The sequence below is a fragment of the Pseudomonas sp. zfem005 genome (assembly GCF_032621735.1).
Classification (GTDB): domain Bacteria; phylum Pseudomonadota; class Gammaproteobacteria; order Pseudomonadales; family Pseudomonadaceae; genus Metapseudomonas; species Metapseudomonas solani.
Window position 1 is genome coordinate 130,820 of record NZ_JAVYJE010000016.1, and the last position, 15,059, is coordinate 145,878.

Below are 15,059 nucleotides of genomic sequence, written 5' to 3' on the forward strand. Positions count from 1 at the left end.
CAGACACTTTTCGTACAGAGCCTAGCGGACGAACACCTGGGTGGTGGTGATGGCCATGTCGCCGCCGGGCAGCTTGATGTTCTTCACCTTCTCGAGGCTGTCCGGGTCGAACACGGCGATGTCGTTGAAGGTGCCGGCGAGGTAGAGCTTGCTGCCGGCCTTGTTGAACGCCACGCAGTAGTAGGTGTGTTCGAGGTTGGCGGCCTTGATCAGCTTCTGCTGCTTGATGTCGTACTTGGCCAGGCGGTTGAGCACGCCGAACATCAGGTTCGGGTCCTTGGGCGAGCGCATGCCGGTGAAGTACAGCTCGGTGAGCGGGGCGAAGTCCTGCACCGTGCTCTTGCCGGTCTTCAGGTCGACGCTGACGAAGCCGTAGATGAAATCGGCGGTGGCCAGGTCCTGCTTGTCGTCCTTGAACTTCGCCGTGGTGTAGAGCATGGAGAAGTCGTGCAGCGCGCTCTGGTGCGGCCAGAAGTACAGCACGTCCGGCGCGCTGTAGTTGGGCCGTTGCCAGTTGCGCCCGGGCACGGCCACTGTGTACTGGCCGGTGTGCACGTCCATCTTGTAGATGTCCGGCCCCGCCACGAACAGGCTGCCGTCGTCGGCGGCACGCATCAGGTAGACCTGGCGCGGCATGGGGAAGCTGCGCACGGGCTTGGCGTCGAGGCCGTCGGCGGTGCGGAACACCTCCAGGCGCGGCGGCTTGACCACGTAGTGGTCGCTCATCATCTGGGTCGGGTTGACCGTGGTGTAGAGCTCCTTGCCGTCCGGGCTGAGGGCGAAGGAGAACATCGAGCGCACCTTCTCCCCCGGGTTGCGCGAGAGCCGGGCGTGGAACACGGTCTTGCAGTCATCCAGGTCGACGCCATAGAGGTCGCCGAAGTGGTTGTTGAGCAGGTAGGCGGTCTTGTTGTCCGGCGCCATCATCGCGGTGCCGGGGCCGAAGGCGTCGGGCAGGCGGCAGGTCTTGTAGAGGCTGTCGCTGGCCAGGTCGACCACGTGGAGGTTGTTGGGGTAGTTGGTGGCGATCAGGTATTCGCTGCCGGGCTTGAGGGCCGGGCCGGCGTTGTCGGCGGCCCAGGCACCGGAGCCCAGGGCGAGCCCGGCGACGGCGGTGGCCAGGCGGGCGATGACGGTGAGTTTCATGCGGATTCCCCTGTTGTTCTTCTTGTCGTCACTTGTCTTTCGGGAAGACGGTGCCGAGGTTGCGCCAGTCCTGCGAGGAATCCGCGGCGTTGGCGTTCCAGTCCTGGTAGGTGCTCATCATGTCCGGCACCTGGGCCGGCCACCAGCAGGGGTCGGAGCACCCGTAGAGGTCGGCTTCCATCGGCTGGCAGAGCGAGGAGACGCCACCGAAGGCGTCCACTTCCCAGCCCGGGTCGGTGGTGGCGGTGCAGCCGGCCACGGCGCTCATGGCCACCACTTCTTCGACGCGGTCTTCGGCCACGGCCTGGTCCAGCAACTGGGCTTTGTTGTTCAGCGGCTTGAGATGCTTCATGTCAGTGCGCCTTCCGCGGGGTGATGTAGCGGCTGATGAAGGCCGGGTTGGCGGCCATGATCCGGCTGTAGACCTCGATGCCGAAGTCCACCCAGTCGCGCATCAGGTCGCAGTAGTGGTAGGTCGGGTGGGTGGGGTCGCCGTAGCGGGCGTAGCTCTCGTGGTAGCAGCCGCCGGAACAGAGGTTGCGGATGCGGCAGGTGTCGCAGCCGGTGCCTTGCCGGTCCAGGCGCTGAGAGAGGAAGTCGTTGAGCTCGGCCTGTTTCACCCCGCTGTGCACGTCGCCGAAGGTGGGCAGGCTGGAGCCGGTGAAGCGGTGGCAGAGGTTGAGCCCGCCGGCGTGGTCCACGGCCAGCATCTTCAGCCCGGCGCCACAGGGCAGCGCCTTCTTCTGCCCCTCGTGGATGTCGGTGATGAGTTGGTGCAGGTTGGAGAAGCCGATGTTGCGGTGCTCCAGCGCCGCCTCCAGGTAGCGCCGGCCGAGGGCCTTCATGTTGGCGAAGACCTGCACCAGTTCCTCGCCCGTGAGGTTGTAGTCGCTGAGGTCGCCCGAGGTGACCGGGGCGAAGCCGACCTCGGCGAAACCCATCTCGTTGAACAGGTGGTTCCAGATGGTTTCCACATCGGTGATGCCGCGGGTCAGGGTCACCCGCGCGCCCACCGGGCGGCTGCGGTAACGCGACAACAGCATGTCGGCCTTGCGCCGCACCACGTCGTAGGTGCCCTGCCCGCCCACGGTGATGCGGTTGCGGTCGTGCACCGTCTTCGGTCCGTCGATGCTGATGGAGAGGCCGAAGCGATGGGCGTCGAGCCAGTCGACGATCTCCTCGGTGAGCAGCGTGGCGTTGGTGGTCATGATGAACTCCACCTGCTTGCCGGCCGCCGCGAAGCGCCGCTCGCAGTAACCCACCATGTGCTCGATCAAGGCGCGGTTGGAGAGCGGCTCGCCGCCGAAGAACACCACGCTGTAGCGGGTTTCGTCGGGGGATTCGCGCAGCAGCATCTCCACCGAGGCTTCCGCGGTCTCGACGGCCATCTTGCGGCCGGCCGAGGGCTTGTCGAGGTCTTCCTTGTAGCAGTAGGTGCAGCTGAGGTTGCAGCCGGTGTTGACGTTCAATACCACGGTGTTCAGTGCGGTGCGCTCGACCCGCTTGACGCCGATTTCCGGCGTCAGCGGCGAGCCGTCGCTGACCAGCTCCAGCGCGATCAGCTCGCGCAGGGTCTCGCTCACCTCCTGCCCGGGGAAACGCCCGGCCAGGCGCTGCACCAGGTCCTCGGGCGAGCAGCCCTGCTGGCGCAGCGCGTCGATGATGCCGCCGGTGACGGCGTCGGTGGTGAACAGCGAGCTGCTGGGGATGTGGAACAGCATGCGGTCCGCGTCCACCTGCACTTCATGCAGGTTGCGCTCGACCAGATTCAAGATTGCGCCCATGGCGACCTCCGGGAAATTTGCCCAATCGTCGATGCGGTTCGCGGCCGGTTCATGGCAGCGGCGGGTTGTTCCAGCGCTGCACGGTGACGATCAGGTGGCCTTCGCCTTTCTGGCCGCCCTCCTCCAGCTGGGCGATCACCTTCAGGTTGCCGGCGTTGTTGGTCATCATCCGCCGCTCGGGGTTGGGGCCGGCGGCGCCAGGGACGAACACGCCGTCCTTCTGCATCTGCCCGGCGAACTTCACGTCCTGGTCTTCCTCGGCGCGCTCATCGAAGGGCGCGACCGACCAGGTGGCCGGCAGGTAGCCGATACGATACGGCTGGCCGGCCGCATCCTTGCCCCAGGCCTCCGCTTCGAAGCGGCCTTGCACCTTGGGCGTGGAGCCGCCGTTCTCGCCCACGCGGGCGATGGAGAAGGCGGGCACCACCTTCACCTCGGCGATGTCCTTGTACACCGCGAGGTCCACGCCCTTGAGCGTGCCCAGGGCCACCGCGCGGGTGCCGACCGCGGCATCCGCAGCCGCCTTGACCTTGACCCGCACCTGCCGGGGCGTGACCTCCAGCACCTTGACCACCTCGACGCCCGGGCCGAACTCGGGGGTGCCGGACAGGCCGCTGCCCACCAGGGTCAGCTCGGCCTCGCCACCCGCCTTGAGGAAGGCCGGCTGCACCGAGAGCAGCCGGGCGTTGCCGTCCTTCGCGGCGCTGAAGTCGAGGCCGCGCTCATCGTGCTCGGCCTCGAACATGCGGCCCTTCATCTCGCCGTTCAGGGCGGCGAAGACCTGGCGCATGGGGGTGTCGCCGCTGTCGGCGCTGACCGTCATCACCCCACGCACATCGCCCTTGGCCAGCATGTGGCCGCTGAAGCTCCACTGCCCCGGCAGCGCCTGCGCCTTGGGCCGGGCCTTCTGCCAGTCGGCCCAGGCCTGATCCTCCAGCGGGAAGCGCTTGGCCAGCTCGGGCACCATCTGCGTGAGGGCCAGCTCCAGCCAGTCGCGATCACGGGACTGGGCCTGGTATTCCAGCGAGGGCCACTGGCCGAGGTGGAAGTTGACCAGGTGTTCCCACTCCTTGGCCGGGCGCCGTTGCAGGGCCACCCGCGCGCCGGAGTGGCAGCGGCCGCACATCTGCGTCAGCTGTTCGTCGAAATGCTCGACCGTGTTGAGGCGCCGCTCCATGGCGTAGCGCACGCCGTCGGTCTCGCTGGGGGCCAGGCCCTGCTTGTCGGCCAGGTACTTGACCAGGGTGCGACGGTCGTCGTCGCTGATGGAGAGGCCATGCATCACCTGCATCCGCGCGATGCTCATCAGCCAGCCTTCGGGGGTCTTGCGCTGGTGGCTGATGCGGCTGTAGCTGTCGCCGCCTTCGGGGATGTGGCACCCCATGCACTTGCCCTTGAGCAGCGCCGGGCCCTCGTCCGCCGCCTGGGCCTGTGTGCACAACAAGGCGGCTGCAGCCAGGACCAGGCTGCCCGCACGCCACCGGAGTCGAATCGTCTTCAAGGTCAGACCTCCACGGTATTGTTCTTATGGTTCGCACCTGTCTCGCCGGCGGTGCGTCTGCCATGGCAAATACACAATGTGTGCCAGTGGCCGGCAGCCCCTTGCAGAACAATGGCTTAGGTCATTTCCAGCGCGATATCGGGGCCCTCGGTAACGGGGCCGGGCGTCTAATTTCGCGACAGCTCGTCACAGGCTGAGACAGGAGCACCCACCGCGCTGACTGGGCCGGGCGGCGGGACTGTCCGGCGGTTGTCTCAGGCCGTCTCAAACTGCAACACGCCTGCCTGGCAGGCGCACGCCAGCCCTCGCACAAATCATCGGCAGATCAACGGGTTACCGGCTTTCAGGAGCCTTGGCACGGCGGTTGCGCACGCCTGGGGGACGCCCACAGACAGAGGCCCTGACCCATGCATGCCGAACTGCCCGTACTGCCCCAGACCCAGGCTTTCCTGCAACGCCCGCTGAAGATGCTGATCGGCGCCCAATGGCAGGATGCCGCCAGCGGCGCCACCATGAGCTTCCGCAACCCCGCCACGGGCGAGGTGCTGGGCGATGTGCCCTCCGCCGCCGCCGAGGATGTGGACCGCGCCGTACGCGCCGCGCGCCAGGCCTTCGATGATTCGCCCTGGAGCCGCATGCGCCCCCGCGAGCGGCAGAACCTGCTGTGGCGCCTGGCCGGGCTGATGGAACGCGACGCCCAGGAGCTGGCCGAGCTGGAGTGCCTGAACAACGGCAAGAGCGCCGCCGTCGCCCAGGTGATGGACGTGCAGCTGGCCATCGACTTCCTGCGCTACATGGCCGGCTGGGCCACCAAGATCGAAGGCACCACGGTGGAGCCCTCCCTGCCGCTGATGCCCGACGACCGCTTCCACGGCTTCATCCGCCGCGAGGCAGTGGGCGTGGTGGGCGCCATCGTCGCCTGGAACTTCCCCCTACTGTTGGCCTGCTGGAAGCTCGGCCCGGCGCTGGCCACCGGCTGCACGGTGGTGCTCAAGCCCGCCGACGAGACCCCGCTCACCGCCCTCAAGCTGGCCGAGCTGGTGCTGGAGGCGGGATACCCGGCGGGTGTGTTCAACGTGGTGACCGGCACCGGCCTCAACGCCGGCGTCGCCCTCACCCGCCACCCGGGCGTGGACAAGCTGACCTTCACCGGCTCCACCGAGGTGGGCAAGCAGATCGGCAAGGCGGCCATGGACAACATGACCCGCGTGACCCTGGAGCTGGGCGGCAAGTCCCCCACCCTCGTCATGCCCGACGCCAACCTGCAGGAGGCCGCCGCCGGTGCCGCCACGGCCATCTTCTTCAACCAGGGCCAGGTGTGCTGCGCCGGCTCGCGCCTGTACGTGCACCGCAAGCACTTCGACAACGTGGTCGCCGACATCGCCGGCATCGCCAACGCCATGAAGCTCGGCAACGGCCTCGACCCGAGCGTGCAGATGGGCCCGCTGATCTCCGCCAAGCAGCAGGACCGCGTCACCGGCTACATCGACCTCGGCCGCGAGCTGGGCGCCACCGTCGCCTGTGGCGGCGAGGGCTTCGGGCCGGGGTATTTCGTCAAACCCACCGTCATGGTCGACGTCGACCAGAAGCACCGCCTGGTGCAGGAGGAGATCTTCGGTCCGGTGCTGGTGGCCATGCCCTTCGACGACCTGGACGAGGCCGTGCGCCTGGCCAACGACAACCCTTACGGGCTGGGGGCGAGCATCTGGTCCAACGACCTGTCGGCGGTGCACCGGATGATTCCGCGCATCAAGTCCGGCTCGGTGTGGGTCAACTGCCACAGCGCACTCGACCCGGCGCTGCCGTTCGGTGGCTACAAGATGTCGGGGGTGGGCCGGGAGATGGGGGCGGCGGCGATCGAGCACTACACGGAAGTGAAGTCGGTGCTGATCAGGGTGTGAAGGGAGCAGCAGGCCGGTCGCGGGTACCGGCCTGCGATCAGGGCCTCAGCCCTTGAAGCCCTTGCCTACGAGGTAGACCTCACGGGAGCGCGGGCGCGAGGCCTCGGGCTTGCGGATGAAGACCTTCTCGAACGAGGTGCGCACGTCTTTCAGGAACTCGTCGGAGCCCTCGCCCTGGAAGACCTTGACCACGTAGTTGCCGTTGGGCTTGAGCACCTGGCGGACCATGTCCAGGGTGAGCTCCACCAGGTACATGGAGGACGCCTGGTCGGCCGCCGCGACACCGCTGATGTTGGGCGCGATGTCGGAGACGATCAGGTCGGGCTTGCGGCCGTCGAGCTTGTCGAGGAGTTGCTGGAACACGCCGTCATCGGTGAAGTCGCCCTGGATGAAGTCGACGTTGTCGAGGCCGTCCATCGGCAGGATGTCGGTGGCCAGGACGCGCCCGCTCTCACCCACCAGCTTGCCGGCCACCTGCGACCAGCCACCGGGGGCGGAGCCCAGGTCCATGACCAGCATGCCGGGGCGGATCAGCTTGTCCTTCTCGTTCAGCTCGATCAGCTTGTAGCTGGAGCGCGAGCGCAAGCCATCCTTCTGGGCCCGTTTCACATAGGGGTCATTGACGTGTTCGTCCAGCCAGCGGCGGCTGCTTTTGGATCGTTTCATGAGAGAGCCAACCACGGAAAATCAGTAGAGGAACGGGCCACCCTGGGCACAGCGGGGAGCTGTACGGGCCCGAAGCGGCGGCAATTATAAGCCGAGAATCCCGCTCAGGTTAAATAAGCCGGCCGGCGGCGCCCGGCGCACCCGCAGCAACGCCCGGCGGAAACCTGCAGGCCAGGCCTGACAGGGGCCTGCGGCGGCGAGTACAATTCGCGCCCTACCCCCTCTGTTACCTCCTTTGCCGGATCGACCGGCCAGGATATCGCCATGATTCGCATCAACGAACTGTCCCTGCCCCTCGAGCACTCCGCCGACGAACTGCGCCAGGCCATCGTCAAGCGCCTGAACATCAGCGACGCCGACCTGCTGGGTTTCACCGTATTCAAGCGCAGCTACGACGCCCGCAAGAAGAACAGCGTGATCCTGTTCATCTACATCATCGACCTCGAAGTGCTTAACGAGGCGGCGATCCTCAAGCGCTTCGCCGATGACAACAACGTGCGCCCGGCCCCGGACACGAACTACTACCCGGTGGGCCAGGCACCGGCCGACCTGGGCGAGCGCCCGATCATCATCGGCTTCGGCCCCTGCGGCCTGTTCGCCGCGCTGCTGCTCGCACAGATGGGCTTCAAGCCCATCGTGCTGGAGCGCGGCAAGGATGTGCGCAGCCGCACCAAGGACACCTGGGCGCTGTGGCGCAAGAAGATCCTCACCCCCGAATCCAACGTGCAGTTCGGCGAGGGCGGTGCTGGCCTGTTCTCCGACGGCAAGCTCTACAGCCAGATCAAGGACCCCAAGTTCTACGCCCGCAAGGTGATGCACGAGTTCGTCCGCGCCGGCGCGCCGGAAGAGATCATGTACGTGAGCAAGCCGCACATTGGCACCTTCCGCCTCACCGGCGTGGTCGCCACCATGCGCGAAGAGATCATCGCCCTGGGCGGCGAGGTGCGCTTCGAGAGCAAGGTCACCGACCTGGTGATCGATGACGGGCAGCTCGAAGGCGTGGTACTGGCCAATGGTGAAACCCTGCGCAGCCGCCATGTCGTCCTGGCCCTGGGCCACAGCTCCCGCGACACCTTCCGCATGCTGCACCGCCAGAGCGTGTTCCTCGAAGCCAAGCCCTTCGCCATCGGCTTCCGCATCGAGCACCCGCAAGGCCTGATCGACGAAGCCCGCCTGGGCAAGTACGCCGGCCACCCGGAGCTCGGCGCCGCCGACTACAAGGTGGTGCACCACGCCAAGAACGGCCGCGCCGTGTACAGCTTCTGCATGTGCCCCGGCGGCACCGTGGTAGCGGCCACCTCCGAGCCGGGCCGCGTGGTCACCAACGGCATGAGCCAGTACTCGCGCAACGAGCGCAACGCCAACTCCGGCATCGTCGTCGGCATCACCCCGGAGCAGGACTTCCCCGGCGGCCCGCTGGCCGGCGTCGAGTTCCAGGAGCGCCTGGAGTCCCGCGCCTACGAGCTGGGCGGCAGCGACTACTGCGCCCCCGGGCAACTGGTGGGCGACTTCATCCGTGGCGTGCCTTCCTGCGAGTTCGGCGACGTCGAGCCCTCCTACAAACCCGGCGTGCGCCTGGGCGACCTCGCCCCTTCGCTGCCGGACTACGCCATCGAAGCCATCCGCGAAGCGCTGCCGGCCTTCGGCAAGCAGATCCGCGGCTTCGATCGCGACGACGCCGTGCTCACCGGCATCGAAACCCGCACCTCCTCCCCCGTGCGCATCACCCGCGACCACGAGACGCTGCAGAGCCTCAACCTGCGCGGCCTCTACCCGGCCGGTGAAGGCGCCGGCTACGCGGGCGGCATCCTCTCGGCGGGCGTGGACGGCATCAAGGTCGCCGAGGCCCTGGCCAAGGCGATGCTGGCCGAGCTGGGCAACGCCAACGAGCAGAGCAACTGAGCGCCGCATTGATGAAATTCGATGACATCAAGAAGCTCCACCAGAAGAAGTACCGGGCCGAGTTCGGCCACTTCCTGGTGGAGGGCGAGCACCTGCTGCTGGAACTGCAGAAAGCCGCCGAGCACAACCCGCTGCTGCTGCGCAGCCAGCTGTACGTGACCGGCGCCTACGAGCACTGGCACAGCCCGTTCGAAACCCAGGTCATCAGCGACCGGCAGATGGCGCAGATCGCCGACACCAAGACGCCGCAAGGCATCATCGCCCTGGTGCCGATGCTGCCGACCGCCGCGCCGGCTGCCGCCGCCAACGAACGCGCCATCTACCTGCACGAGATCCAGGACCCGGGCAACCTCGGCACCATCCTGCGCACCCTCGCCTGGTTCGGCGGCTTCCGCTGCCTGCTCAGCCCCGGCAGCGTCGACCCGTACAACCCCAAGGTCGTGCGCGCCAGCATGGGCGCCATCTTCCACGCGCCGATGGAGCTGGACGTGGAACTGGAATCCCTTGGCAGCCGCTTCCAACGCATCGCCTGCCTGGACATGCAGGGCGAGCCCGTGCAATCCGCCGCCTTCAAGACCTTCGACTGCTACCTCTTCGGCAACGAAGCCCGCGGCGTCCCCCGCGACCCACTCACCGCACTCAACGCCCACCCCTTCACCATCCCCGGCAGCGGCGCCATCGAATCGCTCAACCTGGCGACCACGGTGAATATGTGTGCGTATGAGTTGAAGAGGTAACGGGGCCTGGCGGGAGCCGAGTGGCGCGGTGCAACGCCAATCCCTGGTTCCTTGTGCCAACTACCGTTGGCACATTCTTCCTCGAGCGGAAGTGCAAACAGGCACTCGCCATTTCAACCCGCGGAACCCGCCACGCAGGTGCGTCAATACAGCACTTCGCCAGTATGGATTTTCCCCTTTCAAGCTGATTGACTAGCGCACTGATCGCCGGATGCGGTCATCCCCTCTGCGGCTGTCTACGACAACGGATTGCTCGATGCGCAAGTACCTTCTCCCCCTCCTTCTGCTCGCCTGCTCCAACAACGCCTTCGCGCTCTACGGTTATGACTACATCTGGGAAATCTGGGGCTGGGGCGGGTGGGGTCCTCTAGTGGAAAACCCTGAGGCAGGTTGCAGAGGTGGTGAGCACACGACCTCTGAAGGCCAGGTATTCATCTATCGAGGCTACAGGTTCGTAAGACCTGATGCGGTCGAGTGCATCTTCACCTACATCACTCCCGACGGTGTAAACCAAGGTGAACGCGCCTGGCTGCCCTTGTCCGTCTACAGATTCGGCGACGGTTGCACCGGCGGCAGGATCTACGATCCCACCAAGCTCAAGTGCACCACGCCGGATGCCTCCGCCGGCTCCTTGTGCCAGGACCAATCCGGAGCCACTGCGGGCAACCCACTTCTCAAACAAATCGACGGAAGCTGCAAGAGCCTTTCGCGCTCCCCAAGCCAGAAAGGATATGAAGCAGGCCCTTCCTGCGGTGCGACAGCCGGGAACCCAATCAACTTCGCCTCGGGAAACAAGATCCAGACCGAGTTGGATTTCACCGTTCAGGGGAGCTCGCCCCTTGCCTTGCAGCGAACCTACAACAGCATCGATGGTTTTTGGCGCCACAACTACTCGGCAAACCTGAGCGCCGGTACGAGCTTCGCGCTGATCACACTGCCTGACGGCAAGGAAATCTATTTCCAGGTATCTGGCGACCAGGCTCGCGCCACACGTGAAGGTGTCGGGGAGCTGAGCAAAATTGCGGGGGTCTGGGAATACACCGCGCCCGATAATCGACGCATGGGCTTCGATAGCCAGGGGCGCCTCAGCTATGCCATTCAACCCTCGGGGGAAAGGACAACGCTGAGCTATGGAGCCAGCGCGATCACCTTGCAGGATGATGCGGGAAACAGCCTTGCATTGACCGAGGATGAACAGCATCAACCGACCCGGCTTGCAGGCGACTCGATCGAGATCCAGTACACGTACGATTATCTCAGCCGCCTCACGAAGCTCACCAGGACGCTCAACGGCCAAGTAAGTGAACGCACCTATCACTACGACCCCACGCCCGGCTCCCGACTTCTCACCGGCATCACCGACGAACGCGGCATCCGCTACGCCACCTGGACATACGACGACCAGGGCCGAGCCATCTCCAGCGAGCACGCTGGCGGTGCCGAACGCACCTTGGTGAGCTACAACGCCGACGGCTCTTCCACCGTCACCAACGCCCTCGACAAACGCACCACCTACCGATTCCAGACCATCCAGGGCGTGCGTCGCATCACCGCCATCGAAGGTGAACCCTCGGCCAATTGCCCCAACAGTAACTCGACGTACGCCTACAACGAGCGTGGGCTGGTGAAAACTCGCACCGACAACAAGGGCAATGTCACCACCTTTGATTACGACGGGCGTGGCCTCGAAGTGTCGCTTACCGAAGCCTTTGGCACGCCCCAGGCACGTACCGTTACTACGGAGTGGCACCCGACTCTGTTTCTGCCAGTGACTATCACTGACCCCAACAGAATTACCAGCTACAGCTATGACGAGCAGGGGCGCCAGAAATCACAACAAGTAACCGAATACCGGCCTTAACAAGTCAGTAAATTTTATCGACATCCATTAGATATTAGACATCCCTTGGTTTGCATCGCTTACGCAGTAAACCATGCAAACTGGAACAAAAAACAACGTGAAAACAAATCTCAGGCTTATAGCTGCAACTCTACTTCTGTTTCCGCCACTTCAGGAGCTCAAAGCAGAGGATTTCGCGTGGTCGGTGTACATGCGAAACGCACTCTATCCAAGCGTTACTGGTGCCGCCTCACCAAGCAGTGCCTGCAGCCAGTACATACGACAATCTGAAAATAATACATATAAACTTTCATTCTATGACCTGAAAGTCTGGACTCGTATTGATGTAGGCGCTGGGCCAGAGAAGGGACCAGCTATCGCCTACCTGTGCGGAATGAGGGAGAGGATGACACTGAACGGCAGGGACTGGGGCGACAGCTGGTACTACGTCTGGATATATCGCACCGGAAATGGGTGTAGCAACAACTATAGCTATGACGAGCTCCGCGGCAAGTGCAGGCCCGCAAACGATGAGTCAGGCCCTTCATCAACAGAAGACACCAATTCACCCAAGAGCTGCGCAGGGAACCCAATCAACATAGCGAATGGAAATAAATACCAGAAAGAAATCGACATTAAAACCACATCCAAGCTAGAACTATCACGACACTATAACAGTCACGAAAAAACTTGGCAGCACAACTATTCGGCAAGACTTTTCCTTGGCGCCGGCGCTGCAATGGTTAAATTAGAGTCGGGGCGAGAGTCCGTATTTAACATCAGCACCCCATCGGCAATTACCAGAGAAGCAGGGCAAGGCCAACTGGTGCGACTCGATAACCAATGGCTATTTTCAACTCCAGCCACAGGATCTTATTACTTCAGCGACAGTGGCCAGTTGGTGCGCAGAGTAGACTTGCAGGGAGATAGCTACAATCTTTCTTACTCCGAGCATGAGACACGAGTGACTGATGGCCGAGGAAATCAGATCAGCTATACAGAAGATGCTCAGGGACAAGTCTTATCTGCGCACGGAAATGGTAACGCGGTTAAGTACGCCTACGACGGGCCTCGCCTTATTGAAGCTTTTTATGAGCGCGGGGGAGCCAGCCAGAGCCGTCAATATCACTACGAAGATCCTCTGGACCCAGGCTTATTGACAGGGATCACCGACGAGCGCGGCATCCGTTACGCCACCTGGGCCTATGACGACCAGGGCCGCGCCATCTCCAGCGAACACGCCGGCGGTGCGGAAAAGGTCACCGTGGCCTACAACGCCGACGGTTCCTCCACCGTCACCAACGCCCTCGGCAAGCGCACCACCTACCGCTTCCAGACCATCCAGGGCATACGGCGCATCACTGCCATCGAAGGCGAACCCTCAGCCAACTGCCCCAACAGCAATTCCACCTTCACCTACGACGACCGTGGCCTGGTGAAGACCCGTACCGACAACAAGGGCAACGTCACCACCTTCGACTACAACGAGCGTGGCCTCGAAGTTTCCCGTACTGAAGCCTTCGGCACGCCCCAGGCGCGTACTGTCACTACAGAGTGGCACCCGACTCTGTTTCTGCCGGTGACCATCACAGAACCTGACAGAACCACCCGTTACAGTTATGACATTCAGGGAAGACTGATTGGGCAAACCACTACCCAGCGTTGAGTGCTAACACGGTCAAAGCCCAACCTGCAAACAAGGATGATTTAAATTGCAGATTCGAATTTCATTTCAAGATAGCGCCCTGCTACCAGTTGCGGGCGCAGCCCCGAGACTGGTAGCAGGGCGCTATATGCGACACCTCGTAACTTTCTTTATTTCCACATTTCTTCTCGTTTCGAATTCCAAAGCTGCTGATTATTACTGGGAATATGCCAACCAAAGAGGCCCAGACCCCCTAGCCATCTGCAAGAGTGTTTTTAATGCCTCTTATAACTCTGGTTTTTATATTGACACCCCTATTGATATTGCCGGTCGCTTTGCTTACTGCAACTTTAATGAAGCTTATTGGGGGCCTCCCGGCATTAATCGCAGCATCCCTATTTTTCTTGTTGGCGATGCATGCTCCCAATATACAAAAATGGATGTCAATACTGGCATTTGTAAGCCCGACCCACAGAACTGCCCGCCCGGCACTGTTTCCGCAAACGGCGGAACTATCTGCACTGAGCCGCCTATACTAGATGCCAACAAAGGCTTACCACCTACTGACTTGACCTGTGCAGTCCCGAGTGACCGTAAGGGAAACCCAATAAATATCTCTATTGGAAACAAAGTCCAGACTATCGTAGACGCCCCAGCTGCAAGCAACTCGCTCATCAGCCTAACAAGAATCTACAATAGCGCTGATGGCGTATGGCGGCACAGCTACTCGACTCATCTCGAGAAGAATGGAAGCTCTTTAATTCTTGTTCGCGCGGATGGCCGTGAGACAAAATTCCAGTTGCAAGATGGCGTGGATAGCTATGGCATAGCTGCTAGCGGCATCCTCACCCGCCAAGGGGAAGAGTGGTCTTTTGAAGAACCTAACGGCACTAAACTCGCCTTCAATTCGGCACTTCGGCTTTCAAAAATCACTGAAAAGAATGGTCAATGGCAAGCGTTGACTTATTTCGACGCGCTCATAACCATTACCGACTCTTTCGGCAACACGGCGACTCTTCGCCAAGATGCTGAGTATCAGCCCAAGCAATTTGCAATGGGAGAAACGTCCGTCAGCTACACATACAACGCCATAAGGAGATTGACTGCTGTAACGACGACTCGGGGCGCAGCCATTTCCAACCAGACCTATCAATACGAAGACGCCAACCCCAACCTCCTCACCGGCATCACCGACGAGCGCGGTATCCGCTACGCCACCTGGACCTACGACGACCAGGGCCGCGCCATTTCCAGCGAGCACGCCGGCGGTGCGGAAAAGGTCACCGTGGCCTACAACGCCGACGGCTCCTCCACCGTCACCAATGCCCTCGGCAAGCGCACCACCTACCGCTTCCAGACCATCCAGGGCATCCGCCGCATCACCGCCATCGAAGGCGAACCCTCGGCCAACTGCCCCAACAGCAACGCCACCTTCACCTACGACGACCGTGGCCTGGTGAAGACCCGCACCGACAACAAGGGCCATGTCACCACCTTCGACTACAACGACCGTGGCCTCGAGGTCTCCCGCACCGAAGCCTACGGCACGCCCCAGGCCCGCACCGTCATTACGGAGTGGCACCCGACCCTGTTCCTGCCGCTCACCGTCACCGAGCCCGACCGCATCACCACCTACCGCTACGACGACCAAGGACGACAACTCAGCCAGAGCGTCAGCCAGCGCTGATCCGCACAAGGACTTGCCCATGAAACCCCTGCACCGCCTGAGCGTCCTCACGCTCGCCCTGGCCGGCACCCTCGCCGCCGCCAGCCTCCAGGCCGCCCCGCGCAACTGGAGCTACACCTACACCGCCAGCGGCCAGATCGAAACCGCCGATGGCCCGCGCACCGATGTCCAGGACGTCACCCGCTACGCCTACGACGCCCAGGGCCACCTCATCAGCGTCACCAACGCCCTCGGCCACATCACCCAGCTG

Annotated in this window: 12 protein-coding genes and 1 pseudogene; 8 read left to right on the forward strand and 5 right to left on the reverse strand. The window is 63.1% G+C overall.

Features of this window, described 5'->3' with window-relative positions; genetic code table 11:
• Positions 1-21: 21 nt before the first annotated feature.
• Genes peaD through peaA form a run of 4 tightly spaced genes read right to left on the reverse strand, consistent with a single transcriptional unit; the run spans position 22 to position 4,431 of the window.
• Positions 22-1,146: a quinohemoprotein amine dehydrogenase subunit beta gene (gene peaD, locus RTW82_RS28860; RefSeq protein WP_316927241.1), complete on the reverse strand. Its 1,125-nt coding sequence runs from the start codon at positions 1,144-1,146 to the stop codon at positions 22-24.
• 28 nt (positions 1,147-1,174) lie between these two features.
• Positions 1,175-1,498 (reverse strand): quinohemoprotein amine dehydrogenase subunit gamma, encoded by a 324-nt coding sequence (gene qhpC / locus RTW82_RS28865; RefSeq protein ID WP_021218108.1) that lies wholly within the window; start codon positions 1,496-1,498, stop codon positions 1,175-1,177.
• 1 nt (position 1,499) lies between these two features.
• Positions 1,500-2,930, reverse strand: a complete 1,431-nt coding sequence (gene peaB, locus RTW82_RS28870; RefSeq protein ID WP_316927242.1) for a quinohemoprotein amine dehydrogenase maturation protein — start codon at positions 2,928-2,930, stop codon at positions 1,500-1,502.
• Between the two features lie 49 nt (positions 2,931-2,979).
• The gene (peaA, locus tag RTW82_RS28875; protein ID WP_316927243.1) at positions 2,980-4,431 is read right to left on the reverse strand and encodes a quinohemoprotein amine dehydrogenase subunit alpha; all 1,452 of its coding nucleotides are present in this window, start codon (positions 4,429-4,431) and stop codon (positions 2,980-2,982) included.
• Between the two features lie 407 nt (positions 4,432-4,838).
• Between peaA and RTW82_RS28880 the strand changes: the two genes are divergently transcribed.
• Entirely contained in the window at positions 4,839-6,332 is a 1,494-nt protein-coding gene (locus RTW82_RS28880; RefSeq protein WP_043245711.1) for an aldehyde dehydrogenase family protein, read from the forward strand.
• A gap of 45 nt (positions 6,333-6,377) precedes the next feature.
• Here the strand turns inward: RTW82_RS28880 and rlmE are convergent, their stop codons facing one another.
• The gene (gene rlmE / locus RTW82_RS28885; protein ID WP_021218112.1) at positions 6,378-6,998 is read right to left on the reverse strand and encodes a 23S rRNA (uridine(2552)-2'-O)-methyltransferase RlmE; all 621 of its coding nucleotides are present in this window, start codon (positions 6,996-6,998) and stop codon (positions 6,378-6,380) included.
• 264 nt (positions 6,999-7,262) lie between these two features.
• Between rlmE and RTW82_RS28890 the strand changes: the two genes are divergently transcribed.
• The 7 genes and pseudogenes from RTW82_RS28890 to RTW82_RS28915 all read left to right on the forward strand — a co-directional run.
• On the forward strand, positions 7,263-8,900 hold the full coding sequence (locus RTW82_RS28890) for an NAD(P)/FAD-dependent oxidoreductase (RefSeq protein WP_316927244.1): 1,638 nt from the start codon (positions 7,263-7,265) through the stop codon (positions 8,898-8,900).
• 11 nt (positions 8,901-8,911) lie between these two features.
• Complete coding sequence (locus RTW82_RS28895; protein ID WP_316927245.1) at positions 8,912-9,637, forward strand: RNA methyltransferase; 726 nt, start codon at positions 8,912-8,914, stop codon at positions 9,635-9,637.
• 256 nt (positions 9,638-9,893) lie between these two features.
• A complete protein-coding gene (locus RTW82_RS28900) occupies positions 9,894-11,498 on the forward strand; it encodes a DUF6531 domain-containing protein (RefSeq protein ID WP_316927246.1) in 1,605 nt (534 codons plus the stop codon).
• A gap of 73 nt (positions 11,499-11,571) precedes the next feature.
• Entirely contained in the window at positions 11,572-13,143 is a 1,572-nt protein-coding gene (locus RTW82_RS28905) for a DUF6531 domain-containing protein (protein ID WP_316927247.1), read from the forward strand.
• Between the two features lie 415 nt (positions 13,144-13,558).
• Positions 13,559-13,906 (forward strand): annotated as a pseudogene (locus RTW82_RS32305) (DUF6531 domain-containing protein); the annotation flags it as partial.
• Positions 13,907-14,221: 315 nt separating this feature from the next.
• Positions 14,222-14,809 (forward strand): RHS repeat protein, encoded by a 588-nt coding sequence (locus tag RTW82_RS28910; protein ID WP_316927248.1) that lies wholly within the window; start codon positions 14,222-14,224, stop codon positions 14,807-14,809.
• Positions 14,810-14,828: 19 nt separating this feature from the next.
• The coding region (locus RTW82_RS28915) for a hypothetical protein (RefSeq protein ID WP_316927249.1) at positions 14,829-15,059 on the forward strand (231 nt) is incomplete at its 3' end.